General features: G+C 61.0%; 22 protein-coding genes. 14 read left to right on the forward strand and 8 right to left on the reverse strand.

What is annotated here, in order from left to right:
- Window positions 1–43 precede the first annotated feature (43 nt).
- Window positions 44–1,042 carry a methyltransferase gene (locus J3P92_RS05030; protein ID WP_434650026.1) on the reverse strand — a complete coding sequence of 333 codons (999 nt, stop codon included), beginning with the start codon at window positions 1,040–1,042 and terminating at the stop codon, window positions 44–46.
- Between the two features lie 33 nt (window positions 1,043–1,075).
- Window positions 1,076–2,041, reverse strand: coding sequence for a 2-hydroxyacid dehydrogenase (locus tag J3P92_RS05035; RefSeq protein ID WP_434609611.1), 966 nt, complete (start codon window positions 2,039–2,041; stop codon window positions 1,076–1,078).
- Between the two features lie 199 nt (window positions 2,042–2,240).
- On the opposite strand from J3P92_RS05035, the gene J3P92_RS05040 reads away from it, so the two are divergent.
- The 6 genes from J3P92_RS05040 to J3P92_RS05065 all read left to right on the forward strand — a co-directional run bounded on the left by J3P92_RS05040 (window position 2,241) and on the right by J3P92_RS05065 (window position 11,979).
- A complete protein-coding gene (locus tag J3P92_RS05040; protein ID WP_420764095.1) occupies window positions 2,241–2,870 on the forward strand; it encodes a LysE family transporter in 630 nt (209 codons plus the stop codon).
- 145 nt (window positions 2,871–3,015) lie between these two features.
- The gene (locus J3P92_RS05045) at window positions 3,016–4,698 is read left to right on the forward strand and encodes a fatty acid--CoA ligase (RefSeq protein ID WP_434650027.1); all 1,683 of its coding nucleotides are present in this window, start codon (window positions 3,016–3,018) and stop codon (window positions 4,696–4,698) included.
- 287 nt (window positions 4,699–4,985) lie between these two features.
- Entirely contained in the window at window positions 4,986–6,848 is a 1,863-nt protein-coding gene (locus tag J3P92_RS05050) for a DUF1302 domain-containing protein (RefSeq protein WP_434650028.1), read from the forward strand.
- A 25-nt stretch (window positions 6,849–6,873) separates the two neighbouring features.
- Window positions 6,874–8,238: a DUF1329 domain-containing protein gene (locus J3P92_RS05055; protein ID WP_434650029.1), complete on the forward strand. Its 1,365-nt coding sequence runs from the start codon at window positions 6,874–6,876 to the stop codon at window positions 8,236–8,238.
- A 336-nt stretch (window positions 8,239–8,574) separates the two neighbouring features.
- Window positions 8,575–11,307 (forward strand): LuxR C-terminal-related transcriptional regulator, encoded by a 2,733-nt coding sequence (locus tag J3P92_RS05060; RefSeq protein WP_434650030.1) that lies wholly within the window; start codon window positions 8,575–8,577, stop codon window positions 11,305–11,307.
- 171 nt (window positions 11,308–11,478) lie between these two features.
- Window positions 11,479–11,979 (forward strand): methylated-DNA--[protein]-cysteine S-methyltransferase, encoded by a 501-nt coding sequence (locus J3P92_RS05065; protein ID WP_434609621.1) that lies wholly within the window; start codon window positions 11,479–11,481, stop codon window positions 11,977–11,979.
- Window positions 11,980–12,066: 87 nt separating this feature from the next.
- Here J3P92_RS05065 and J3P92_RS05070 read toward each other — a convergent pair whose 3' ends face one another.
- The 5 genes from J3P92_RS05070 to J3P92_RS05090 all read right to left on the reverse strand — a co-directional run bounded on the left by J3P92_RS05070 (window position 12,067) and on the right by J3P92_RS05090 (window position 18,181).
- Complete coding sequence (locus J3P92_RS05070) at window positions 12,067–13,974, reverse strand: alkaline phosphatase D family protein (RefSeq protein ID WP_434650031.1); 1,908 nt, start codon at window positions 13,972–13,974, stop codon at window positions 12,067–12,069.
- A gap of 111 nt (window positions 13,975–14,085) precedes the next feature.
- Entirely contained in the window at window positions 14,086–15,369 is a 1,284-nt protein-coding gene (gene dctM / locus J3P92_RS05075) for a C4-dicarboxylate TRAP transporter large permease protein DctM (RefSeq protein ID WP_420764102.1), read from the reverse strand.
- Window positions 15,366–15,998, reverse strand: a complete 633-nt coding sequence (locus J3P92_RS05080) for a TRAP transporter small permease (protein ID WP_420764103.1) — start codon at window positions 15,996–15,998, stop codon at window positions 15,366–15,368. The genes dctM and J3P92_RS05080 overlap by 4 nt, the downstream gene beginning before the upstream one ends.
- Before the next feature lie 66 nt (window positions 15,999–16,064).
- Entirely contained in the window at window positions 16,065–17,060 is a 996-nt protein-coding gene (gene dctP, locus J3P92_RS05085; protein WP_434650032.1) for a C4-dicarboxylate TRAP substrate-binding protein DctP, read from the reverse strand.
- 125 nt (window positions 17,061–17,185) lie between these two features.
- Window positions 17,186–18,181, reverse strand: coding sequence for a TRAP transporter substrate-binding protein (locus tag J3P92_RS05090; protein ID WP_434562385.1), 996 nt, complete (start codon window positions 18,179–18,181; stop codon window positions 17,186–17,188).
- Window positions 18,182–18,382: 201 nt separating this feature from the next.
- Between J3P92_RS05090 and J3P92_RS05095 the strand changes: the two genes are divergently transcribed.
- Window positions 18,383–18,754, forward strand: coding sequence for a PH domain-containing protein (locus tag J3P92_RS05095; protein ID WP_039592153.1), 372 nt, complete (start codon window positions 18,383–18,385; stop codon window positions 18,752–18,754).
- 21 nt (window positions 18,755–18,775) lie between these two features.
- On the opposite strand, the gene J3P92_RS05100 is transcribed toward J3P92_RS05095, so the two are convergent.
- Complete coding sequence (locus J3P92_RS05100) at window positions 18,776–19,192, reverse strand: VOC family protein (RefSeq protein ID WP_434650033.1); 417 nt, start codon at window positions 19,190–19,192, stop codon at window positions 18,776–18,778.
- Window positions 19,193–19,457: 265 nt separating this feature from the next.
- On the opposite strand from J3P92_RS05100, the gene J3P92_RS05105 reads away from it, so the two are divergent.
- The 7 genes from J3P92_RS05105 to J3P92_RS05135 all read left to right on the forward strand — a co-directional run bounded on the left by J3P92_RS05105 (window position 19,458) and on the right by J3P92_RS05135 (window position 26,764).
- The gene (locus J3P92_RS05105) at window positions 19,458–20,612 is read left to right on the forward strand and encodes a mandelate racemase family protein (RefSeq protein ID WP_434650034.1); all 1,155 of its coding nucleotides are present in this window, start codon (window positions 19,458–19,460) and stop codon (window positions 20,610–20,612) included.
- A 69-nt stretch (window positions 20,613–20,681) separates the two neighbouring features.
- Complete coding sequence (locus J3P92_RS05110; protein ID WP_434650035.1) at window positions 20,682–22,304, forward strand: ABC transporter substrate-binding protein; 1,623 nt, start codon at window positions 20,682–20,684, stop codon at window positions 22,302–22,304.
- Window positions 22,305–22,337: 33 nt separating this feature from the next.
- On the forward strand, window positions 22,338–23,375 hold the full coding sequence (locus tag J3P92_RS05115; protein ID WP_420764109.1) for an ABC transporter permease: 1,038 nt from the start codon (window positions 22,338–22,340) through the stop codon (window positions 23,373–23,375).
- Window positions 23,375–24,283, forward strand: coding sequence for an ABC transporter permease (locus tag J3P92_RS05120; protein WP_420764110.1), 909 nt, complete (start codon window positions 23,375–23,377; stop codon window positions 24,281–24,283). The genes J3P92_RS05115 and J3P92_RS05120 overlap by 1 nt, the downstream gene beginning before the upstream one ends.
- 10 nt (window positions 24,284–24,293) lie before the next feature.
- A complete protein-coding gene (locus tag J3P92_RS05125) occupies window positions 24,294–25,133 on the forward strand; it encodes an ABC transporter ATP-binding protein (RefSeq protein ID WP_434650036.1) in 840 nt (279 codons plus the stop codon).
- A 10-nt stretch (window positions 25,134–25,143) separates the two neighbouring features.
- Window positions 25,144–25,911 (forward strand): ABC transporter ATP-binding protein, encoded by a 768-nt coding sequence (locus J3P92_RS05130; RefSeq protein ID WP_420764112.1) that lies wholly within the window; start codon window positions 25,144–25,146, stop codon window positions 25,909–25,911.
- 130 nt (window positions 25,912–26,041) lie between these two features.
- Window positions 26,042–26,764, forward strand: coding sequence for an oligogalacturonate-specific porin KdgM family protein (locus tag J3P92_RS05135; protein ID WP_434609638.1), 723 nt, complete (start codon window positions 26,042–26,044; stop codon window positions 26,762–26,764).
- The last annotated feature ends 73 nt before the right edge of the window (window positions 26,765–26,837 follow it).

The following is a 26,837-nucleotide window of genomic DNA, read 5'->3' on the forward strand; positions in this document are numbered from 1 at the left end:
CCTAGGCAAATCCGATTGGGCAAGCGCTGTTTCTCAAAACGCTTCAGCCGCGCTTGGCCCGGTAGATGCGAAAGCCTTGGCCCTCGGCCTTGATCGCGCAGGGGCCCAGGTGCTCTTCGATCAGCGGCTGATACTTCAGGAAACTGTTCGCAACCAGGCGCAGTTCACCGCCGTTTTTCAGATGTTTGGCCGCTTTTCGCAACAGGTTTTCGGTCGCGTGGTAGTCGGTGTGTACGCCGACGTGGAACGGCGGGTTGCTCAGAATCGCGTTCAGGCCCATGGGCGCGGCGTCGATCCCGTCACCCGTCAGCACTTTGGCTTCCAGGCCATTGGCGGCCAGCGTCAATCGACTGCTGGCGGCGGCGAAGGCATCCACGTCCAGTAGCGTCACGGTGTTATGGGGATAGCGCCGCTTGACCGCCGCCCCCAGCACGCCGGCGCCGCAGCCGAAGTCCAGCAGGTGGCCGCTGGGCAGCTTGTCAAGATGCTCCAGCAACAGCGCGCTGCCGCGATCAAGGCGGCCGTGACTGAATACTCCCGGCAAACTGATGACCTTGAGCGGGCCCTCGACCAGTGGCAATTCATAGGTTTGCGCGAGGCTTTCCAGCGGCTTGGCTTCAGGGACGTTGGCGACGGTGACCTGCCACAGTTGGCAATGCCGTGCGCTGTCGAGCTTGCGCGGCTTGCCAAAGGGGTTGAGCTGCTTGGAAGCGCCTTCGATGCCGCTGCGCTTTTCCCCCACCAGATACACCTCGCGCCCAGCCAGGCGCGCGGCAACGGCGTTGAGGATGTAGTCGGTCAGGTCCTTGGCCTTGGGCAGGAAGACCACGGCAGCGTCGAACGAAAGTTCGGGTACATTCACGCCAAAATGGCTGCGCCCTGGGAAGCGGGCATCCAGGGCCGCCTGGTCGCCGGCATGCCAGCACCAGCCATGGGCCTCGGGCAAGCGGCCAAGCAGGTCGTCGGCTGGGAGCCCGGCCAGCAGGACCGGACCCTGGAATAACTCGGCCTGACGAAGCAGTACTTCACTGCGCGGATCCATGGTCTGCTCCTTGTTAAAAAGTGCGGCAGTCTATCAATTGACGACTCGTTGCGCTGTACCGCTGAAAAAGCCCCGGGCGTTTTCCGCCAGTTGGCCGACGATCCGTTGCCTGGCCTCGCGGCTGCCCCAGGCGTTGTGCGGCGTGACGATCAGCCGGGGGATATCACCTGCCAGCAGCGGATTGCCCTGGGTCGGCGGCTCAACGCTCAACACGTCGGTGGCCGCCCCGCCCAGGTGACCGCTGCGCAGCGCATCGGCCAGTGCCTGTTCGTCGATGAGGCCACCGCGTGCGGTGTTGACTACGAACGCGCCGGGTTTGAGCGACGCCAGTTCACGCGCGCCAATGAAGTGGCGGGTGTGCTCGTTGAGCGGGCAATGCAAGGTCAAGGCATCCACCGCGGGTAGCAGTTGGTCCAGGGCCACGCGGTCCGCACGGGCGGGCCTTCCTGGAATCTGCCCCAGCAGCACGCGCATGCCGAAGGCTTCGGCCAGCCGTGCGACGGCGCCACCCAGTTCGCCATGGCCGAGCAGCCCGAGGGTCTTGCCCTGCAGTTCGACGATCGGGTAGTCCAGCAGGCAGAACTGCGAAGCCTGTTGCCAGCGACCTTCGCCCACGGCTTTTTGATAGTCGCCCAGGCGCGTCGCCAGGTTCAGTAGCAGCATGATCGTGTGCTGGGCCACCGACGGTGTGCCATAGCCCTGGCAGTTGCTGACGACGATGCCATGGCTGCGGGCAGCGGCGAGGTCGACGTTATTGGTGCCGGTGGCGCTGATCAGGATCAGCTTCAGTTCAGGGTTGGCGGCCATGGCGGCTGCGTCGATCACGACCTTGTTGGTGATCGCCACCGTGGCGCCCTCGAGCCGGCCTGCCACCTCATCCGGGCGGGTGCCGGGAAACAGCTGCAGTTCGGTGAAGCAATCGCGCAATGGAGCCAGCTCCAGGTCGCCAAGGTCCAGTGAAGCGTGATCGAGGAAAACTGCGCGTGCGGTATTGGTCATCAGCTGTACCTGTCATGTAGAAGACTGAAGGCGTAATGTGGCGAGCCTATCAGAAGAGTTGCCGTGGCGAGGGAGCTTGCTCCCGCTGGCCTGCAAGGCAAGGCCCCGATACGCGACGAGCGACTGCTGCGTAGCCGAGCGGGAGCAAGCTCCTCGCCACGGATTTCATTCAACAAAGATTGTCGCCAGGAGCACCACCATGTACCTCGCCGAATTTCTCACTGTCGCCCTGATCCACCTGTTGGCCGTGGCCAGCCCTGGCCCGGACTTCGCCGTGGTGGTCCGCGAAAGCGTGACCCACGGCCGCCGCGCCGGGACCTGGACGGCGTTGGGGGTCGGCACGGCGATTTTCCTGCACGTGGGGTATTCGTTGCTGGGCATCGGCCTGATCGTGTCCCAGTCGATCGTGCTGTTCAACGCCTTGAAGTGGGCCGCCGCCGCTTATCTGCTCTACATCGGCTTCAAGGCCCTGCGCGCCCAGCCGGCCAAGGCGAACCCGGAAAACCTGCACAAGGAGGCAGGTGAGCGCACCGCTCGGGGCGCGTTTACCGCCGGCTTCGTTACCAACGGCCTGAACCCCAAGGCGACGCTGTTCTTCCTGTCCCTGTTTACCGTGGTCATCAATCCCCATACGCCCCTGGCGATCCAGGCCGGCTACGGTGTGTACCTGGCGGTTGCCACGGCGGCCTGGTTCTGCATGGTGGCAATGTTGTTCAGCCAGGCACGGGTGCGTGCCGGTTTTGCCCGCATGGGCCATTGGTTCGACCGGACCATGGGCGCCGTGCTGATCGCCATCGGCGTGAAACTGGCGTTTACCGAGGCCCATTGAACGAGTTGAACGAATCCTGATGATGGCTCAAGGCTAGTGTTTGCGGGCGGATCAAATCATTCCTTCGGCTGATTTGATCCGCGGACAAGCGCTTTAAAGTGCTTACTTTTCCAGCCAAGACCGTGCAGTCAGAAAAGGGATTCCTATGTTGCAGACTCGCGTTATTCCTCCAGCCGAGGGCGTTTACCAATACCCGTTGCTGATCAAGCGGCTGCTGATGTCCGGCGCACGCTATGAGAAAACCCGCGAGATCATCTACCGGGACCAGTTGCGCTACAGCTACCCCACCCTGATCGAGCGCGTCGCACGGCTGGCTGACGTGCTGACCGAGGCCGGGGTTAAAGCCGGGGATACCGTGGCGGTCATGGACTGGGACAGCCATCGGTACCTGGAATGCATGTTCGCGATCCCGATGATCGGCGCGGTGATCCATACCATCAACGTGCGACTGTCGCCGGAACAGATCCTCTACACCATGAACCACGCCGAGGATCGCTTCGTGCTGGTCAACAGCGAGTTCGTCGGCTTGTACCAGGCGATCGCCGGCCAGCTGACAACGGTGAAAAAGACGCTACTGCTGACCGACCAGCCGGACAAGACCGCCGACCTGCCCGACCTCGTGGGCGAGTACGAGCAACTGCTGGCCGGCGCCAGTCCGACCTACGATTTCCAGGATTTCGACGAAAACTCCGTCGCCACCACGTTCTATACCACCGGCACCACGGGCAACCCCAAGGGCGTGTATTTCACCCATCGGCAGCTGGTGCTGCACACCCTGGGTGTGTCGACCATCATGGGCGCCATCGACAGCGTGCGCCTGCTGGGCACCAACGACGTGTACATGCCCATCACCCCCATGTTCCACGTTCACGCCTGGGGCTTGCCGTACGTGGCAACCATGCTCGGCCTCAATCAGGTCTACCCCGGTCGCTACGACCCGGAGTTCCTGGTGGAGCTGTGGCGCAAGGAAAAGGTCACTTTTTCCCACTGCGTGCCGACCATCCTGCAAATGGTCCTCAACGCCAAGGGCGCCCAGGACACCGATTTCGGCGGCTGGAAAATCGTCATCGGCGGCAGCGCCCTGAACCGCAGCCTGTACGAGGCGGCGAAGGCCAAGGGCATCCAGCTCACCGCCGCCTACGGTATGTCCGAAACCGGCCCGTTGGTGTCCTGCGCCCACCTCAACGATGAGTTGATGGCCGGCGGCGAAGACGAGCGCATCACTTATCGGATCAAGGCCGGCGTGCCAGGGCCACTGGTGGAGGCAGCGATCGTCGACGGCGAGGGCCGCTTCCTTCCCGCCGATGGCGAAACCCAGGGCGAATTGGTATTGCGCGCGCCATGGCTCACCGAAGGTTATTTCAACGAACCGCAGAAGGGCGCCGAACTCTGGAGTGGCGGCTGGTTGCACACTGGCGACGTCGCCACGCTCGACGGCATGGGCTTCATCGACATTCGCGACCGCATCAAGGATGTGATCAAGACCGGCGGCGAATGGATCTCGTCCCTGGACCTGGAAGACCTTATCAGTCGGCATGTGGCGGTACGCGAAGTAGCAGTGGTCGGCATTCCCGACCCGCAGTGGGGCGAGCGGCCGTTTGCCTTGCTGGTCGTTCGTGAGGGGCACCAGATCGGGGCTCGCGAGCTCAAGGAGCACCTCAAGCCGTTTGTCGAGCTGGGGCACCTGAGCAAATGGGCGATCCCTAGCCAGATTGCCCTTGTTACGGAAATTCCCAAGACCAGCGTCGGCAAGCTCGACAAGAAACGTATCCGCGTTGACATCACCGAATGGCAGAGCAACAACAGCACCTTCCTTTCGACGCTTTGAGCGTCCTCGCCGTGCCCGAAAAGGGCACGGCAGCCCCACCAAGCAAGCGCTTGTCTTGTTAAATCGGAAATTTCAGCCATCCTTGCCGTGCCGACAAACGTCGGCCTGGCGAAGGACTGTTCCAGAGTGGTCGGGGGCTGCAAATCACACTTTAGAGGGATCAAGCCGTACTACCTGCTGGCTATAGTCCGCTCAAGGCTTTTCGGAATGGGACGCGCGTGCCAGCACGGCGAAGGGTTTCCGGAAACGTCCACTGCCATAACAATAAAACACATGGAGTTGCGTCGATGACCTCAGCAAACAGTTTCTGGCGCCGGGCAAAACTGCCTCTGGCCGTCAGTCTTGCCTCCTCGCTCGCCGGCCCGGCATTCGGCGTCAGCTTCAACATTGGTGAAATCGAAGGCCAGTTCGATTCGTCCCTGTCGGTCGGCGCGAGCTGGTCCACGGCCAAGGCCAACCGCGACCTGATTGGTGCTAACAACGGCGGCAAGGGCCTGTCCCAGACGTCCGATGACGGACACCTGAACTTTAAACGTGGGGAAACGTTTTCGAAGATCTTCAAGGGCATCCACGATCTTGAACTGAAGTACGGCGACACCGGTGTGTTTGTGCGTGGCAAATACTGGTACGACTTTGAGCTCAAGGACGAAAATCGTCTTTTCAAAGACATCAGCGACAGCAACCGCAAGGAAGGCGCCAAGTCTTCCGGCGGTCAGATCCTTGATGCATTCGTCTACCACAATTACGCGATTGCCGATCAACCGGGGTCGGTCCGCCTGGGCAAGCAGGTCGTCAGCTGGGGTGAGAGCACCTTCATCCAGGGCGGTATCAACGCCATCAACCCGGTCGACGTGTCCGCGTTCCGTCGTCCAGGCGCCGAGGTCAAGGAAGGCCTGATCCCGGTCAACATGTTCTATGTGTCCCAGAGCTTGACCGATAACCTGTCGGCTGAAGCCTTCTACCAAATTGAGTGGGATCAGACCGTCGTGGATAACTGCGGGACGTTCTTCTCCCAGCCGGATGTGATTGCCGATGGGTGCTCTGACAATCTGCGGGTGTTGAACAAACGATCCACCATTCCTGGTGCGTTCTTGCCGTTGCTGTCCGCAAACGGCGTAGACATCAACGAAGAAGGTGTGTTGGTGCGCCGTGGACCCGACCGTGATGCCAGGGACACTGGCCAATGGGGCGCTTCCCTGAAGTACATGTTCGAGCCGCTGGACACTGAGTTCGGTGCCTACTTCATGAACTACCACAGCCGCGCACCTATCTTTAGTGCGACCGGTGCGCCACAGTCCGTCTACAACGGTGCGCCATTTCTCGGCCCTCTGGCTCCGCTGGTCATTGCCGGCAACTCTCAATACTTTGTCGAGTACCCGGAAGACATACGCCTTTACGGCTTGAGCTTCTCCACTACTCTGCCCACCGGCACGGCATGGAGCGGTGAACTGAGTTATCGGCCGAATGCACCAGTTCAACTGAGCACCACAGATATCCTGTTTGCCGGGGTTCGTCCGCTGGGCGGTCCCGTGCTGGGCAACGCTTCGCTGCTCACCGGGGTACCGGGCCAGGATCTGCACGGTTATCGCCGTAAGGAAATTACTCAATTCCAGACCACGTTCACTCACTTCCTTGACCAAGTCATGGGCGCCAGCCGTCTCACCCTGGTGGGTGAAGTTGGCGTGACCCACGTGGGCGGCCTGGAAAGCAAGTCCGACCTTCGTTACGGCCGTGATCCAGTGTTCGGCCCAGGACAGCTTCCTGGCGGCGCATGCGACCTGCTCAATACCTCTACCGGAAATGGCGCGGGCTTGCCTGGCAGCACCGGTTTGAATACCAACTGCAACAACGACGGCTTCACCACCGCCACTTCCTGGGGCTACCGCGCTCGTGCCATCTGGGACTACCCGGACGTTTTCGCCGGTGTGAACCTCAAGCCCAACGTGGCCTGGTCCCATGACGTGAAAGGCTACTCGCCAGGCCCTGGCGCCAACTTCGAGGAAGGCCGCAAGGCCGTCAGCCTCGGGCTGGATGCCGAGTACCAGAACACCTATAACGCGAGCCTGGCCTACACCAACTTCTTTGGTGGCGACTTCAGTACCGTGGACGATCGCGACTTCCTGGCGCTCAGCGTCGGCGTGACCTTCTAAGCACCGTATTTCAGGACGACACACTATGAAAATAACAAAGAATCTGTTGCAAGTCGGAGCGCTGGGGTTGTCCCTGCTGGCGGCCAGCGTCATGGCCGCCGTGCCTGCGGCCGAGGCCGATAAGCTGGGCAAGAGCCTGACGCCGATGGGCGCCGAGATGGCGGGTAACGCCGATGGTTCGATTTCGGCCTGGAAACCCATGACCAAGAACGCCGGTAGCGTGGACGGCAAGGGTTTCCTCGCCGATCCGTACGCCAGTGAAAAACCGTTGTTCACGATCACCGCGCAAAACGTCGACCAGTACAAGGACAAACTCGCCCCCGGCCAGTACGCGATGTTCAAGCGCTACCCGGAAACCTTCAAGATGCCGGTCTACACGACCCATCGCGGCGCAACCGTGCCCGATGACGTGTTGGCCTCCATCAAGAAAAACGCCGTGAACACCAAACTGGTGGGCGGCGGCAACGGCCTGGAGAATTTCGAGACGGCCGTGCCGTTCCCGATTCCCCAGAGCGGACTCGAAGTGATCTGGAACCACATCACCCGCTATCGCGGCGGCAGCGTGACCCGCCTGGTGACCCAGGCCACGCCGCAGCCAAACGGTTCGTACAACCTGGTGTACTTCCAGGATCAGTTCGTCTTCCGCGACAAGATCAAGGGCTTCGATCCGGCCAACCCGGGCAACGTGCTGTTCTACTTCAAGCAGCAAGTGACCGCGCCGGCACGCCTGGCGGGTACCGTGCTGCTGGTTCACGAAACCCTCGACCAGGTGAAGGAACCACGCAAGGCCTGGATCTACAACGCCGGCCAACGCCGTGTGCGCCAGGCCCCGCAAGTCGCCTATGACGGCCCGGGTACCGCCGCCGACGGCCTGCGCACCTCCGACAACCTGGACATGTACAACGGCGCGCCGGACCGTTACGACTGGAAGCTTGAAGGCAAGAAAGAGCTGTACATCGCCTCCAACAGCCACAAGATCGATTCGCCGCAACTCAAGTACGCCGACATCCTCAAGGCCGGCCACATCAACCAGGACCTGGCGCGCTATGAACTGCGTCGTGTCTGGCACGTGACCGCGACCCTGAAGGAAGGCCAGCGCCATATCTACGCCAAGCGTGACTTCTATATCGACGAAGACACCTGGCAAGCGGCGGTCATCGACCACTACGATGGTCGCGGCCAACTGTGGCGCGTGGCCGAGGCCCATGCCGAGAACTACTACGACAAGCAAGTGCCGTGGTACGCCCTGGAAACCCTCTACGACCTGCAGTCCGGTCGTTACCTGGCCCTGGGCATGAAGAACGAAGAGAAATCGGCCTACGACTTCGGCTTCACCGCGTCCACCAGCGACTTCACCCCAGCGGCGCTGCGCCAGGAAGGCGTTCGCTAACCGCTTTGCCCGAGGCCGCATCCTCGAAAAAACGCCCCGACTGGTTCGGGGCGTTTTTTTTTGCCAACGCATATCTTTTGTGGCGAGGGAGCTTGCTCCCGCTGGACTGCGAAGCAGTCCCAGATCAAACCTTCCCACGGTATCCGATAAGCCAGGGCGGTCCGTTTTGGGGGGCGCTTCGCAACCCAGCGGGAGCAAGCTGCCTCGCCACAACCGCCATAAACAATCTGTAGTCTTTTTGTAGCCATTTGTAGCACTCCCTTCAATACGTCCTCGTTTACGGCTAGTCTGCGGACATCTGCAACGCCGCCACCCGCATCCCAACAAGAGCCGGCCATGACTGATCTGTCTTCACTCCCGGATTCTTCCCGCGCAGCCTTCGCGGTACAGGAAGGGCGCTTTTATCGCCCCCCTTTGCCCGATGGGCACGTCGTGCGGCCGCGGTTGTGCGAGCGCCTGAGCGCTGGGCTCGGTGGCCGGTTGCTGTTGATGAGCGCCCCGGCGGGGTTCGGCAAGAGCTCGTTGGCGGTGGAGTTTTGCCAGGGTTTGCCGACGCATTGGCACAGCCTCTGGTTGGGGCTCAGTGCCAGGGACAACGATCCGGGGCGTTTCCTGGAGCGGTTGCTTGAAGGGCTCCAGGCGTTTTTCCCCCAGTTGGGCGGCCAGGCGTTGGGCCTGTTGAAGATGCGCCAGCGCCACCAGCCCTTTGCTTTCGAGGAATGGCTGGACGGCCTGCTGGACGAGCTGTCCGGGCATCTATCGCCACGGGCGCCCTTGCTGCTGGTGCTCGATGACTACCATCTTGCCCAGAGCCCGGTGCTGGATCGCTGCTTGCAGTTTTTCCTCAACCACTTGCCCGATGGGTTGCTGGTGCTGGTGACCAGTCGCCAGCGGCCGGACTGGCATCTGGCGCGTTTGCGCCTGTCGCGCCAGTTGCTCGAGCTCAACGAGCAGGACCTGCGCCTGACCCACGACGAAGCGCTGACGCTGCTCCAGCACCACAGCAGTTCACTGCGTGGGGAAGCCTTGGAAAACCTGATCCAGCGCAGCGAAGGCTGGGTCGCCGGGCTGCGTTTCTGGCTGCTGGCTGCTTCCGAGGCCGGCAGCGAGGGGCGATTGCCCCAGGCCCTGCACGGCGGGGAAGGGCTGATCCGTGACTATCTGCTGGAGGAAGTCATCGATTGCCTGCCCGCCGAGGTGCAAGCGTTTCTCTACGACATCGCCCCGCAGGAACGCTTTTGCAGCGAGCTGTGCGATGCGGTGCGCGACGCCCACGACAGCCAGGAAATTCTCCAATACCTGGCGGCCCATCAGGTTTTCCTCGTGCCGCTGGACGAGCACGGGCGCTGGTATCGCTTCCATCACCTGTTTTCCGATCTGTTGCGCAGTCGGCCCAGCGCGCAAGCCATGGTGCCGGGCGCAACGTTGCACCTGCGCGCCTGTCGCTGGTTCAACGTACAAGGCCTGATCGATGAAGCCGTGGAGCAGGCGCTACGCGCCGGGCATCTGGACGTGGCGGCAAACCTGGTGCAAAACCTTTCGGAGGAACAACTGCTGGCCGAACAGAATGTCGGTATGTTGCTGCGCTGGAAAATGGACCTGCCCGACAGCCTGCTCATCAGCACGCCGCGCTTGATCGTGCTCTACAGCTGGGCCTTGGGCCTGGCCTGCCAACTCGATGCCGCGCAGGAGCTGGCCGCTCATTTGAGCCGCTTTCTGCCGGCCCCGTCGGCCACCGCGCATAAATCCATGCTCGCCCAGTGGCTGGCCCTGAGCGGCATCGTCGCCCGTGGCCGTGGCGATCGCCAGGCCACCCTTCGCTATTGCACCGAAGCCCTGGAAAGCCTGCCGCAAAAACGTTACGGACAACGCCTGATGTGCTTGTCCACCTTGTCGAACCTGGCGATTGCCGACGGCGACCTGTGGCGCGCCCGGGCGCTGAACCGCGATTCCCTGGAACTGGCGCAGCGGGTCGGCAACCCCCTCTTCGAGGCTTTGGCCCATTACGATCGCGCCCGGGTGTTGCAGGCCCGAGGGGAAATCCTGAGGGCGCTCGATGAGGTGAAACAGGGCTTGCAGCGCTTGCACGCGCTCTCGCCTCAACGGTTGTATGCGGTGCGCGCGCGACTGGTCCTGTACGAAGGTTTCCTGTTGACGCTGCGCATGCAATCCACGGCCGGGTTGGCGCGGTTGCAGGCAGGCCTCACTGAAGCCCGTACCTGCCGGGATATCAGCGTGTTGATCGGCCATTGCGTGATCGCCCGCGTCGAAGGCCACGCGGGCGAATTTGCCCGAGCCTTTGCCGAACTGGCCGAAGCCGAGCGCCTGATGCATATCTGGGATGTTCCGCCGGTGTACTACCTGGCGATGATCACCCTTGTGAAATGCGAGCTCTGGTTGGCCCAGGGTCGCACTGAACTGGCCGAAGCCTGGCTGGCGCGGCTGGGGCAGACCTATACCGGCGAACGCGCCGCCGCGCCACCGGAATTCCATCCGCAACTGCCGCTGCATGTCGAGCTGCAACAAGCCCTGCTGGAGTCCATCCGCGGCCAGCCGATGCAGGCTGAAGGGCGGCTCGATGCGTTGCTCCAGCACGCCCAGCAAACCGGACGGCAGATGCTCGCCGTGATGGTGCTCAACCAGAAAGTCGCCTTGCTGCTGAGCGTGGGCCGCGAACCCGATGCGCGCGGCACATTGGCCGAGGCTTTCGAAGCCGCCATCGGGGGGGCGCTGCAGCCATTTGAATGGTTGTTCAAGGAGCGTCCCGAATGGTTGCGTGAGCAACTGCTGCAAGCGCCGCACAGCGAGTTGCGTCAACAGTTGCTCGATCGTTTACCGTCGACGGTACTGCCTGTCGAGGCCGCGCCATCGGTGGAGACCCTCAGCAGCCGGGAGCGAGCGGTGCTGCAACTGATCGCCCAGGGATGTTCCAATCAGGAGATCAGCGAGCAACTGTTCATCTCGCTGCACACGGTGAAGACCCACGCCAGCCATATCAATAGCAAGCTCGGCGTCGAGCGCCGCACCCAGGCCGTGGCTCGTGCCAAAGCGTTGGGATTGTTGGGATGACGATGCTGTGAGAAACCTGTGGCGAGGGAGCTTGCTCCCGCTGGGTTGCGAAGCGGACCCCAACATCAAGCGCCGCGGTGTATCAGGCTTTGCATGGGGCTGCTTTATGCCAGCGGGAGCAAGCTCCCTCGCCACAAGCACCTATTGGGTTTGAGCCAAGGAATCACTCGAATGTTGCCGTTGTACAAAACCATCCCATCCCCGGTCGGCGAGCTGATCCTCGTTGCTCGCGACGCCAAGCTGGCAGCCATCCTGTGGGAAAACGAACGGCTCAACCGGGTGCGCCTCGGACCGCTGGAGCTCGACAGCAATCACCCGACCCTCAAGGAGGCCGAGCGCCAGTTGCTTGAATATTTCGCCGGTCAGCGCCGCCAGTTCGAGCTGGCACTGGACTTCGCCGGCACTGACTTCCAGGTGCGGGTCTGGCAGGCGTTGCTGACCATCCCGTTCGGCGAAACCCGCAGTTATCGCGACATCGCCATCCAGATCGGCCAACCGACCGCGACCCGGGCGGTAGGGGCGGCCAACGGCCGCAATCCGATCTCGATCATCGCCCCGTGTCATCGGGTCATCGGTACATCCGGCAGCCTCACCGGTTTCGCCGGCGGCCTCGCCGCCAAACAGTATTTGCTCAGCCTTGAAGGCCAGCAGAGCCTGCAACTGGCATTCTGACCTGGCCCCACCCTCTATGGGAGCGAGCTTGCTCGCGAAAGCGGTCGTTCAGTTGCATAGGCGTTGATGACCTCTGACAGCAATTGATCAGCTCATGGGGTTTTTTGGCGACAGCATGCGCGTTGGCGGCCTGCCATCGGCATTGTGTTGATAGATTCGCGCCGGTTGCCCCTGTTCGTTGAAAAATACCTGGCCGATCCCGGCCGAGTTCCATAACCGTTCCCCGGCCTCGGCGTGTTCCGGGACATGGGGAACGATGCGCATGCTGCGGCGCTTGGTGAACCAGTTCAACGGCGAACGGGGTGAATAGAGCCAGCGGTTCAGGCGGTCGAACCACTCCAGCAACGCCGGCGGAAATTCATTCTTGATGCCGCTGCTGGTGATCTGCCAGACGCGCGGGCCACCCTTGCGATGTGGGATCAATACCTCGTAGACGAACGAATAATGCACGTCGCCGGACAGCACCACGTAGCTGCCCGGTGTGCGCGAGTGTCGGAAGATATTCAGGATCACCTGGGCCGCGCCACGGTGGGCCATCCAGTTTTCCGCGTCCACCAGCAGCGGGTAGCCGCACCAGCTGAACACCCGTTGTACGGTCTCGATCAGCTTGACGCCAAAAATCGGCGCCGGCGAGACGATGATCGCCGAAGGGTGGTCGAGCAATTCTTGTTGCAGTTCGCTCAGGGCCTCCCAATCCAGCAGGCCCGACGGCTGCTTGAGACTGTTCTCGCTGCGCCAACGGCGAGTACGGGTGTCGAGGACCACCAGCGCCGGGGTCGTCGGCAACACGTAATGCCATTGTTGGAAACTGAGCAATCTATCGATCAACGCATCCTGGGGGGCGCTGTCGATGTAGCGGTCCTGGGCGGTTCCGCTCAAGGCCACGGTTTGCTGGATGACCTCACCAAAGGCATCCGGGTTGTTGCCCCAGCCCTGGCAGAGCATGTAGGCGATCAATGCATTGCCGATGATGCGCTTGGAGAAGGGATGACCGTAGGCGGTTTCTTCCCATTGGGCGGACAGGTTCCAGTCGTCCGTGATGTCGTGATCATCGAAGATCATCAGGCAGGACAGGTGAGCAAATACCCGCGCCACGCCGTCCAGCCCGGTCTTGAAGGCCTCGATCCGTTGGTGTTCCAGATCGTAGCGCTGGCGCCGTTCGACGGTCAGTTCCGGCGGTTGCGGATCGATCAGCGTCCACGGCACGGGTGACCACGCCAGCAAATACATCGCCATGACTTCAGCGAAGGTCACCAAGTGATTATCGGCGCTGCTGCTGGTAAAGATCGGCTTGCGTGCCCCGCCGAAAAATCGTTCCCGCAGGGTTTCGTTGCTTTCCAGTGCCGGCAGCAGATCGGCGCGGTGGTAGTAACTGGCCGGGTGTTGGTAAAGCTTGGCGCTGTCTTGCACCACCGCGCCTTCAAGGCACTCTTCAAACAGCCCAAGGCGCTCGATCAAGGCATGGATCGCCCGCAGCATCGGGCCCGCCACATCATCGGCATACACCTGGTCGCCGCTCATCATCAGCAGCGCCGGCCGTTGTTCGGGGGATTGCGCCAACAACCGGTCGACGCAGAGCAATCCGTCGTTGGCGGGGAAATGGGGTTTGCGGCAGGAGCCGTGGACCAGTTGGTCGATGCGCGAATGCACCATGAAACTTGGACACCGTGCATCGTCATACACCAGATGCGGCGCCCATTCGGCGATGCCGGCACCGTCCACCAGCAGGTCATAGTCAATCGCCGCGTCCAGCGGCAGGGCGGTATCGAGTTGCACATCGATCAAATGCACAAACGCGTGGCGGCCCACCGGCACCACCGTGCAATGCAGGGCGTCGAGTTGCAGATCGGCTGCGCCGTCCAGCCGCAAGGTCAACGCCAACGGCCGCGAGCCCACCAGCCACATCACCAGCCGCCGGGGCTCCAGCCGCCGCAGCAGCGGGCCTACAAGGACGGAGGGCAGGGTGCAAGAGGTGTCGGAAGAGGACGGCAACATGCGTGGAAAAGCTCTGCTTTCAAAGGAAAGCGAGGATCATAACGCAATGTGCCCGAGGGCTGTGGAGGCTGCACTGGTGTGGCGAGGGAGCAAGCTCCCTCGCCACAAGACTTAGCTCATGCCCAGCCAGTTCGGCAATGCCAACGAGATCCATGGCACATAAGTAATCAGCACCAGGAACGCCAGCAGGATCATCAGCCACGGCATGGCCGCGCGGATGGTCGCTGTCAACGACATGCCGGTTACCGCCGAGGTGACGAACAGGTTCAGCCCCACCGGCGGTGTGATCAGGCCGATCTCCAGGTTCACCACCATGATGATGCCCAGGTGGATCGGGTCGATGCCCAGTTTCATGGCGATGGGGAACAGGATCGGCGCCAGGATCAGGATGATCGCCGACGGCTCCATGAACGCACCGGCAATCAGCAGCACGATGTTCACCACCAGCAGGAAGGTCACCGGCGTCAGCCCGGCTTCGATCACCCACGCAGTGATCTGCTGCGGCAGTTGCTCGGTGGTCAGCACGTGGGCGAAGAGCATGGCGTTGGCGATGATGAACATCAGCATGATGCTCAACTTGGCCGACTCCAACAGCACCTTGGGCGTTTCGCGGAACGTCAGGTCCTTGTAGACGAACAGTGCGATAAACGCTGAGTAGACCGCCGCCACGGCTGCTGCTTCGGTGGGTGTGAACATCCCCGAATATATCCCGCCGAGGATGATCACCATGAGCAGCAGGCCCCAGCCTGCCTTGCGCGCTGCCGTCAGCCATTCACGCAAGGTTGCCCTGGGCATGGCCGGCAGGTTTTTCTTCACCGCGACAATGTAGATCACCACCATCAAGGCGGTCCCAAGCAGCAGGCCCGGTATCACACCGGCCATGAACAACTTGCCCACCGAGGTTTCGGTCGCGGCGGCGTACACCACCATGACGATCGACGGCGGGATCAAGATGCCCAGGGTGCCCGCGTTACAGACAATACCCGCGCCAAATGCCTGCGGATAACCCGAACGCACCATGCCGGCGATGGCAATGGAACCCACCGCCGCCACCGTCGCGGGGCTGGAGCCGGACAGGGCGGCAAACAGCATGCACGCCAGCACCGCCGCAATCGCCAGGCCGCCACGGATGTGGCCGACGCAGGCGTTGGCAAAGTCGATCAGCCGTCGCGCCACGCCGCCCGTGGTCATGAACGCACCGGCCAGCAGGAAGAACGGAATCGCCAGCAGGGTGTAGTGTTCGCTGGTTTCGAACAGCTTGATCGCCAGGGAACGTACCGAGTCGGGGCTGAAGAAAATGATCGTCAGCGATCCGGCCAGGCCCAGGGAAATCGCGATCGGCACGCCGATAAACATCAGCACGAACAGCGCGAGGAACAGGAAGGCAATGGTCATGGCTTGTCTTCCTCGATATCGGTCAGTTTGATCGCTTCCGCCGCTTCATCGGCCAGGCCCAGTCCGGTCTGACGATTCATCAGGATGCGTACGAGAATTTCCGCAAAGCGGATGAATACCAACGCGAATCCTACGGGCACGATCAGCCCGATATGCCATTGCATGATGCCGAAGTGGCCGAGGTCTTCGGCGCCGATCTCGGCAATCATCAAGGTGTTGATCCACTCGAAACTCGCCACCGCGAGCAACCCGGCATAACCCAGGCAGCACAGGCAGGCGATCACGCCGATGTAGCGTTGCACCGGTTTGCTCGCCAGTTTCACCAGCGCATCGACACCGATGTGCCCGGCGGTGCGCACGCCGTAGGACAGGCCAAAGAAAATCAACCAGCCGAACAGCGCCTTGGTCAAGGAGCTGCTCCAGGTCATGGCCTGGGCCATGCCCATGATGCCGTCGCCGATGGCGAACATGGGCTCGCTGGCGGCCGGCCAGTTGTCGCCAAGGCTATAGAACACCGCATAAAGGTTGTTGAGGACCACGTAGACGAAGGTGACCAACGTCATGGCGGCCAAAAGGAAGGCAATGAAAGCTTCCTCGAAATGTTCCCAAGTGCGCCGAAGGGCGTTCATGGATGGCATCTCCTGCAGGGAGGACGACAGGTCGGCGCTGCCATGACGGCAGCGCCGGCCAACCCATTACTGAGCCTTGTTGGAGGCTTCGGCGGCCTTGATCAGGTCGGCACCGATGTCACCTTCGAACTTCTTCCACACCGGTTTCATCTTCTCGCGCCATTCGTTGCGCTCTTCAGGCGTGAGCGTAATGATCTCGGTGGTCTTGGCGTTGATAATGTTCTGCTTGTCTTTCTGGTTCAGTTGCTCGGCTTCTTTGTTCACGTGCTTGGTAACTTCCACCACGATCTTGTCCAGTTCGGTACGAACGTCTGGGTCCAGGCCGTTCCAGAACTTGGTGTTGGTGATCAGCATGTAGTCGAGCAAGCCGTGGTTGGACTCGGTGATGTACTTCTGAACTTCATGCATTTTCTGGCTGTAGATGTTCGAGTACGGGTTTTCCGCACCGTTGACCACACCGGTCTGCAGGCCTTGGTACACCTCGGCGAAGCTCATCTTGCGCGGGTTGGCGTTCACCGCCTTGAACTGTTCTTCCAGTACGGCCGACGCCTGAACGCGGAACTTCAGGCCACGGGCGTCCTTGGGTTCGCGCAGTGGCTTGTTGGCGGACAGTTGCTTCATGCCGTTGTGCCAATAGGCCAGGCCGGTGATGTTCTTGCTTTCCATGGACTTGAGCAGTTTCTGGCCCTCTGGGCTCAGCTGGAAGCGGTCCACGGCGGAGATGTCATCGAACAGAAAGGGCAGGTCAAACAACTGCACCGTCTTGGTGTACTGCTCGAACTTGGCCAGGGACGGGGCGATCATCTGCACGTCGCCCAACAGCAGGGCTTCCATTTCCTTGCCGTCGCCGAACAGCGAGGAGTTAGGGTACACCTCGACTTTGACTTTGCCCGGCAGGCGTTCTTCCACCAACTTCTTGAACAGCAGCGCGCCCTGGCCCTTTGGCGTTTGTTCAGCCACCACGTGCGAGAACTTGATGACCACCGGATCAGCCGCCATGGCGGTGCTCAGCGCGCTGAGAGCCAGCGTGCAGACGAGTGCTTTCCACATAGGTTTAAACATTGGGGTTTCCTTTTATTTTTAGTTTCGCCCGTGCGGGCTCATTCAAAACACAACGCACGGTGGGACAGTTGCAAGTCTAGGCAGAAATTAGCTTGCCGGGGCATTGTGACATCAAGTGCACGGCTTTACTGCGTCTTGTTGGACGCTTCGGCAGCCTTGATCAGGTCCGGACCGATATCTGCTTCAAACTTCGCCCAAACGGGCTTCATCTTGTCGCGCCACGCGTTGCGCTCGTCCGCCGTGAGGGTGGTGATTTCGGTGGTCTTGGCGGCCAGAACCCGTTCCTTGTCGTGCTGGTTCAGTCGCTGCGCCTCTTTGTTGGCATGGGCGGTTGCCTCGACCACGATCTTGTCCAGTTCGACGCGAATGTCCGCTGGCAAACCGTTCCAGAAATCGGACGTGGTAATGAGCATGTAGTCGAGAATGCCGTGGTCCGTCTCGGTGACGTACTTCTGCACCTCGTTCAGTTTCTGGTTGTAAAAGTTCGAATAGGGGTTCTCCGCGCCATTGACCACACCCGCGCGCAGGGCCTGATACACCACCGAGAAAATCATCGGTTGCCCTTTGGCGCCTACCGCCTTGAACTGCTCCTCCAGCACGGCGGAAGTCTGCACACGAAACACCAGGCCCTGCGCATCGCTGGGCATGCGCAGCGGTTTGTTCGCCGAGAGCTGTTTCATGCCGTTGTGCCAATAGGCCAGGCCAGTGATGTTCTTGCTCTCCATGGACTTGAGCAATTGCTGGCCCTGGGGGCTTTGTTGGAAGCGATCTACCGCCGCGATGTCATCGAACAGAAACGGCAGGTCGAACAGTTGGACTTTGCGGGTGTACTGCTCGAACTTCGCCAGTGACCTGGCAATGATCTGCACGTCTCCCAGCAGCAAGCCTTCCATCTCCTTGTCATCGCCCAACAGCGTGGAGTTGGGGTAAACCTCGACCTTCACCTTGCCCGCCAAGCGTTCTTCCGCCAGTTTCTTGAACATCAGCGCGCCTTGGCCCTTCGGCGTCTGCTCGGCGACTACGTGGGAGAACTTGATGACGATGGGATCGGCTGCCATGGCGGCGCCCGATGCGGTAATGACCAATGTACAGGCGAGCGCTTTCCACAAGGATTTGAGCATGGCGGATCTCTTGAAATTATGTTTATCGTACGGACACCTTCGATGCCCCTGCGAACAGCAAACAATGGCAAGTCTAGGAGATAAAATGCGGGCCGCCGGGCTGTTTTGGCGTGGTGGGTAAAATCGCTTGGCACCTGCCGGGACTGGCCTTCAGAATCAAGCAAGCAGGATGTTCTCAAATACCAGCAAGGACTTCGCTCCATGATCGATTTCAACAACAAAGGTTTCTTCAAGCTCAAGCAAAACGATGAGTACGCCGAACGCGTCACAGCCCTCTTGCTGGACGGCGAACAAGTCATCGACGCCTACAAGTCCATGCGCGATGGGGTGGTCTTTACCAACAAACGCATCATTGCCGTGAACGTGCAGGGCATCACCGGCAGCAAAAAGGACTTCACTTCGCTGCCCTATAAAAACATCGTCGCGTACTCGGTGGAAACCTCCGGCACCTTCGACCTGGATTCTGAACTGGAGATTTACTTTTCGTCCCTGGGCAAGGTGAAGTTCGAATTCACCGGCAAGACCGGTATCGTTGAAATCTCCAAGGTCATCTCCAGGCACCTCTTGGCCTGATCGCAGCAGGCCGGCTGGAACTCAGGGCTCCAGCGACGGCCCCTTCAACTCGATCTGGTTGCCATCCGGATCGCAGCAGTAAATCGATAAGCCCTTACCCTCCGCCCCGAAGCGCATTTGCGCTTTCTCGACCTCCAGGCCGGCTGCGTGTAGATGAGCGAGCAGCGCTGGTTCGTCGAACGGTTCGATGCGCAGGCAGAAATGGTCGACGTTATGGCCGTGTTCGCCGGCTGCTTCGCCACCCTGACGGCCAAGTGGCCCGTCGACGTCCACCAGATCGATCATCGATGCTCCGGCGCCGAGGTGGATCAGTCCCAGATCGTCCCGACGTTTCCTGAGCTCGCAACCCAATACCGATGTGTAGAAGGCGAGGCTGCGTTCGATGTCTTTCACGCGCAAGACGATGTGGTCGATGCGCTCGATGCTGAAGTTCTTCATGTCGGCCTCCGCATGAGTTCTGGCGCCAATGAGTCCAGTCACTGTAGCCAACAATTCCCGCAACGGGCACGGGCTGATTCGTGGCGAGGAAGTGGTTTGTGGTATGACGACTTCTTAAAATGTCATGGTTGTAAAAAGCTGTCTGGACAAGATAAATCTCTTATTTCGTTGATTTGATGGGTTGACAGGTCGGCTAAGGTGTTCAAATAATCGGACATGTTGTATGACCACATACAAATACAAATAACAACACGGTGCCCTCCCTATGAGAATCACAGGCGTTCACGTCGAAATATTTTCCACTCCGTCGCGTCGCGCCCAGGACAGCGCCGGCCACGCTCATCCCGGCGACGAAGTCATGATCAAGATGGCCCTGCTGCGGATCAGCTGTGACGATGGATCGGAGGGTTATGCGTTCGGTACGCCTGAATTGATTCGACCTCACATCATCGAATCCTTCGTGCGCAAGGTGCTGATCGGTCGCGACCCGATGGATCGTGAGCGCATCTGGCAGGACCTGGCGCATTGGCAACGCGGTAGCGCAGGGCAGTTCACCGACCGGGCGCTGGCCCTGGTGGAACAAGCCTTGTGGGATCTGGCCGGGCGCAAGCTGAACCTGCCGGTGCACAAGCTCATCGGCGGTTACCGCGACAAAGTCCTGGCCTACGGCTCGACGATGTGCGGCGATGATCTGCCGGGCGGTCTATCGACGCCGGATGAGTACGGCCAGTTTGCCGAAAAGCTCGTCGAGCGCGGCTACAAGGCAATCAAGCTGCACACCTGGATGCCGCCGATTTCCTTCGCGCCAAATCCGCAAATGGATATCCAGGCCTGCGCCGCCGTGCGCGAAGCGGTTGGCCCGGACATCGCGCTGATGCTCGACGGCTATCACTGGTACAGCCGCATGGACGCGCTGACCATCGGCAAGGCCCTGGAAAAGTTGAATTTCGCCTGGTTCGAAGAGCCGATGATGGAAGACTCCGCCGAGTCCTACGCCTGGCTGGCGGCCAACCTGGATATTCCGGTGCTGGGCCCCGAAAGCATCGCCGGCAAATTCCACAGCCGCGCCAGTTGGGTCACGCACAAATCCTGTGACATCCTGCGCGCCGGCGTGGCCGGCGTCGGCGGCATCGGGCCCTGCCTGAAAGTGGCGCACCTGGCCGAGTCGTTCGGCATGGATTGCGAAGTCCACGGCAACGGCGCGGCGAACCTCGCCGTGGTGGGGGCGATCAGCAATTGTCGTTGGTACGAGCGTGGCCTGCTGCACCCGTTCCTCGATTACGAGCAAGTGCCGGCGCATCTCAACAGCATCGTCGATCCGATGGACGCCGACGGTTATGTGCACCTGTCTGATCGGCCGGGGTTGGGCGAGGACATCAACTTCGCCTATATCGAAGCCAACACATTATCCCGACATTGATGGCGCACTGCGTCCGAGGCTGAATGGCCCGGACGGCAAGTCTATATAAATATAAAAAAGGACTGAACCATGAAATTCTGGCCCAAGCGCCTGTCCAGGCTGCTGTGTGTCATCGTGGCGCTGTGCACAGTGCAGGTGCCCGTCAGCCTGGCCAAAGGCGAAACGCCCGCCGACCAATTGGTGGTGGGCATGAGCATGATCAACCTGCTGTCCCTGGACCCGGCCGCCGCGACGGGCCTGGAGGTTGCCGAGGTCAACGCCAACGTCTACGACATGCTCCTGGAGCAAGACGCGGCGCAGCCGGACACGCTGGTTCCGGCCCTGGCCAAAAGCTGGGAAATCAGCCCGGACCGGATGCGCCTGACGTTTCAATTGCGCGACGACGTACGCTTTCACTCCGGCGCTCCGCTCACTGCGCAGGATGTCGCCTGGTCCTTGCAGCGCGTTGTCATCCTCAACCGCGCCTTGGCTTCGACTTGGAAAGCTTACGGTTTCACAGCCGAAAATGTCGTCAAACTGATGCGGGCAGAAGGGCCGCACACCTTTGTCATGGAGCTGGCGCGCAGCACCGATCCGCTGCTGGTGCTCAATACCTTGGCAACTTCGCCCAGTGCCTTCATCGTCGACCGCTCGGTGGCCTTGCAGCATCAGGTCGGTGACGATCAGGGCGCGGCCTGGCTGGCTACGCATACGGCCGGGTCAGGCGCATTCAAGCTCGACATATGGCGGGCCAACGATGTGATCCTGATGAGTCGCAATGACGACTATTGGCGCGGCGCGCCGAAGTTGCGCCGGGTGATCATGCGCAACATGACCGAGTCACAGGCGTTGCGCCTGATGGTCGAGCGGGGTGACCTGGACGTAGCGCGCGGCATGGCCGCCACCGACATCAAGGCGCTGGGCAAGGTCGACGAGGTGCGCATTCAGAGCATCGCCCGCGGAACGCTGTACTACGTGGCGATGAGCATGCAGCAACCGCTGTTCCAGGACATCCGCGTGCGCCAGGCGATCCGTCTGTTGATCGACTACCAGGGCATCAACGATGTGGTGATGCCGCATTACGGCGTGATCAACCAGCGGCCGATGCAGTTGGGCTTGCCGGCGCGCCTGGAGGATCCGGGTTATCGCCTGGACGTTGCCAAGGCCAAGCGCCTGCTGGCAGAAGCCGGTCACGCCGAAGGCTTCAAGGTGAGCATCCGTTCGCTGACCGACCCGCCGTTCATCAACATCGCCACCAGCCTGCAAGCGACGCTGGCCCAGGCGGGCATCCAGGCGACGATCATCACCGGCACCGGCAACCAGATTTACGGGGCGATGCGCGACCGACAGTTCGACATCCTCGTGGGGCGTGGTGGTGGCGGGGCTGAGCGCCATCCGCATTCGAGCCTGCGCGCTCTGGTGTACAACCCGGACAACCGCACCGAAGCCAAGTTGAGCAACTTCCAGGGCTGGCGCACCTCGTTCTTCAACCCGCAGCTCAACCAGTTGATCGAACAGGCCGAGAGCGAGCGCGACCCCGAGCGCCAGCGGCAAATGTACGCCCAGGTCCAGACCCTCTATGACCAACAGGCCGGGGCAATCATGCCGGTCTCGCAGATGGTCGATGAGGTGGTGATCCACGCTGACGTGCGCAACTACATCGGACACACCGCCGCTACCACGCGCCTTCGGGACGTCTACAAGCAGCGCTGAAATCGACGGCCGCAGGCCAAGGCAGGAATGAATATGTCGACTGCATCCTTTTCAATCTGGACCACCCGGGCCGTTTCGGCGACCCGGCGCGGCGGCTCGGTGGCGGTGACGCTGCTGGGGTTGCTGCTGCTGACTTTCTTTATCGGGCGCGTGATGCCCCTGGACCCGGTGCTGGCCATCGTCGGCCCGGACGCCGACGCTTCGGCGTATGCCCAGGTATATAAAGAGCTCGGCCTGGACAAGCCATTGTGGACCCAGTTCGCTATCTATCTCGGCGATCTGGTTCACGGTGATTTCGGCATGGCGTTGCTGACGGGCAACCCAGTCATCACTGACATCGCCCGAGTATTCCCGGCGACATTGGAACTGGCGACCCTGGCCATTCTGTTCGGCGTGCTGGCGGGCCTGCCGCTGGGTGTCTACGCGGCGACCCATCAGGGCCGTGCCGGTGACCATATCGCACGGCTGATCACACTGTTCGGTTATTCCACGCCGATTTTCTGGATCGGCATGATGGCTTTTTTGGTGTTCTACGCCTGGCTGGGTTGGGCCGGCGGCGTTGGGCGGATCGGCCTGGCCTATGACGGGCTGATCCCCAGTCACACCGGATTGTTGTTGATCGACACGGCTTGGTCCGGCGATTGGGAGGCCTTTCGCAGCGCACTGCGGCACATCCTGCTGCCGGCGGTGATCCTCAGCTTCAACTCGGTCGCCTACATCAGTCGCATGACCCGCAGCTTCATGCTCGAACAGCTGTCCCAGGAGTACATCATCACGGCCCGGGTCAAGGGGCTGTCCCAGCGCAAGATCGTCTGGGGCCATGCCTTCGGCAACATACGTGTGCAGCTGTTGACCATTGTCGCGCTGGCCTACGGCGGGTTGCTCGAAGGCGCGGTGCTGATCGAAACCGTGTTTGCCTGGCCGGGCTTCGGGCAGTACCTGACGAGCAGTCTGTTGCTCGGTGACATGAACGCGGTGATGGCTTGCGTTCTGTTGATCGGCCTCATCTTCGTGACGCTGAACCTGATCAGCGATGCGCTCTACAAGATCTTCGACCCGAGGACTCGCTAATGAACCTGCCCCTTGCTTCCAGCGCAGCCGGCAGTGCCGCGCTGCCTGCTTCGAGTACGGCTGCGCTGGTCGCCAGCGCCACCCGGCTGCTGCGATTTCTGCTGCGCAACCCGATGACGTTCGCCGGCCTGGTCGTCGTCTCGACCCTGATCCTGGTCGCGGCCTTCGCGCCCTGGATCGCCGGTCACGATCCCTTGGCGCAGAACCTTGCTGGCGCATTGCATGCGCCCAGCAGCGAGCACTGGTTCGGCACTGACGAGTACGGTCGCGATGTGTTCGCCCGGCTGGTGTATGGCTCGCGAATCACGCTGTACATCGTCTTGCTGGTGACGGTGATCGTCGGCCCTATCGGCCTGTTGGTCGGCACGGTTTCCGGTTACTTCGGCGGTTGGGTCGACAGCCTGTTCATGCGCATCACTGACATCTTCATCTCGTTCCCCAGCCTGGTGTTGGCGCTGGCTTTCATCGCTGCCCTCGGCCCGGGCCTGGAGCACGCGGTGATCGCCATCGCGCTGACGGCGTGGCCGCCGATAGCCCGATTGGCACGCGCTGAAACCCTGCCGCTGCGCAACGCTGACTTTGTCGTGGCGGTCCAGCTCCAGGGCGCGTCGAGTCCCCGGATCATCCTGCGCCACATCATTCCGATGTGCCTGTCGTCAGTGATCATCCGCCTGACCATGAACATGGCGAGCATCATCCTCACCGCCGCCGCCCTGGGCTTTCTCGGCCTCGGCGCTCAGGCACCCTTGCCGGAGTGGGGGGCGATGATCTCCACCGGGCGGCGCTACATGCTCGAAAGCTGGTGGCTGGTGGCGGCGCCCGGTGCGGCGATCATGCTGGTCAGCCTGGCCTTCAACCTGTTGGGCGACGGCTTGCGCGACGTCCTTGATCCCCGCAGCCAATCCTGAGGAACAAGTCATGACTGAGATAAAACTTGCGGTACAGGATTTGTGCGTGGAGTTTCGCAACGCGGGCAAAACCTCGCTGGCGGTGCGTGATGTGTCGTTCAACCTGGGCCGGGAAAAACTCGCCATTGTCGGCGAATCCGGCTCGGGTAAATCCACCGTCGGCCGCAGCCTTTTGCGTCTGCATCCGCCGACGGCGCGGGTCACCGCCAAGACCCTGCGCTTCGCCGATATCGACTTGCTGAGCGCGAGCGAAAAGCAGATCCAGGCGATTCGCGGCGCGCGCATGTCGATGATCATGCAAGACCCGAAATATTCACTGAACCCGGTGGTGCGCGTTGGCGAGCAAATCGCCGAAGCCTATCTTGCCCATCACAAAGTGCCCCATCGCCAAGCGCGGGAACGGGCCTTGGACATGCTCGCAAAGGTGCACATTCGTGACCCTCGTCGGGTCTATGACCTGCACCCCCACGAAGTCTCTGGCGGCATGGGCCAGCGGATCATGATCGCCATGATGGTCATCACCGATCCCCAGGTGATCATCGCCGACGAACCCACCTCGGCCTTGGACGTATCGGTGCGCCGGCAGGTGCTCAACGTGCTGGAAGAGCTGGTCAGCGAGCGTGACCTTGGACTGATTTTCATCAGCCACGATTTGAACCTGGTACGGCATTTCTGCGACCGCGTGCTGGTGATGTACGCCGGCCGCGTGGTCGAGTCGTTTGCCGCCGCCGACCTGGATAACGCCACCCATCCCTACACCCAAGGCCTGTTGGCCGCATTGCCCAGCCTGGACCATCCGCGCGCCACGCTGCCGGTGTTGCAGCGCGACCCACACTGGTTGAATCCTTGAGGAGCCTGTCATGAGCATGATCGAAATCACCGGCCTGAACCTCAGTTTCGGCACCGGCGCGGCACTGAACGCGGTACTGCACGACGTGGGCCTGAGCGTTGGCGAAGGTGAGGCGTTTGGCCTGGTGGGGGAGTCCGGTTCGGGCAAGACCACCGTGCTGCGTTGCCTGGCCGGACAATACCAGCACTGGACTGGTCAACTGCAAATCGCCGGCAGGGCAGTGACGCGCAAGCTGCCGCTGGACCACTACCGTACCGTGCAGATGGTTTTCCAGGACCCGTACGCCTCGCTGCATCCGCGCTACACCATCGACGCCGCGCTGCAGGAGCCACTGCGTATCCACGGTATCGACGGGCGTGGGCCGAAGGTCAGCGAGATCCTGCGCAAGGTTGGTTTGAACGACAGCTTTCGCTTTCGTTACCCGCATCAATTATCCGGCGGCCAGCGCCAACGCGTGGCGATTGCCCGTGCGCTGATCCTGCGCCCTCGGGTATTGCTGTTGGACGAGCCGACCTCGGCGCTGGATGTCTCGGTGCAGGCGGAAATCCTCAATCTGTTGGCCGATCTGCGTCGTCAGGAAGGGCTGACCTATTTGATGGTCACCCACGACTTGGCGGTCGTTGCGCATTTGTGCGATCGGCTGGCGGTGATGCAGCAGGGCAGGGTAGTGGAGACACTCGACAGTCACTTGCTCGCGAACAATGGCGCCGACCATGAATACACGCGCCTGTTGGTGCAAGCCAGTCGCGATATTCAACGCGTACCTATTGCCGTTTGAAGTAACTGACCCGCTGTACCTGTTTTAAACCGCAGAACACGTTGAACCGCACGTTTCAATGCGCGTACGCGCTCGCCTGCGATTTGGCGTTCAACCCAACTAATGATTTCAACTTACAAGAATAAAAAATATGAAAAAGACCCTCGTAGTTTTGTCGATCGCTTCGTTGTTCACCTCGGTTGTCGCTCAGGCGGATACCGGTTATATCAATGTCCGGCATCAATATGCTGAAAAGACTCGAATGCATGCCGACCGCGCCAAGTTCGGCATCAGGCTGGATAACGGCGTGGGCCTGGAAGGTGAACTCAAATACAAGACGGCCGGTGACCGGAAAGACGTCGCCTTCGACAATACCGTCGGCAGCGGCCATGAATTTACCGTCAACTACCAGCATAAGATCAATGATCGCTGGACGCTGACGCCTTCGTTGGCCCTGGACAGCGATGAGGAGTCCACCACCTACAAGTTGGGCCTGCGCCTGGGTTACCGAGTAACCAAAGAGCTGAGTATCGCCGGTCGCTATCGCTATGATTCAGCCAAGCTGGACCGCGACAAGATTGACCGTGACGTTCCGCACAATGGGCAAGACGACCAGAAGGTCAACCGTTACGATGTTTATGTCAACTACGGTCCTCAAGGACCGTGGGCCTATGAATATCAATTGACTTACTTCGATGCCGACTACATTCGCTATAACGGCGGTACTGACGACTATGAGCAGAATGCCGTGGTTAAATACCAGTGGGATAAACGCTGGGCGCCGTTCTTTGAAGTGGGTGATATCAAAGTCAACTCGGTGGACAGTGATCGACAACTGCGGTTGCGGGTCGGCGTTAAATACAGCTTCTTCTAAGTAGTGAGGCGGCACTGCTCATTCGAGCAATAGTTGAATTGCGTGGCGAGGGAGCTTGCTCCCGCTGGGCTGC

Source organism: Pseudomonas sp. D3-27 (assembly GCF_051132165.1).
Lineage (GTDB): Bacteria > Pseudomonadota > Gammaproteobacteria > Pseudomonadales > Pseudomonadaceae > Aquipseudomonas.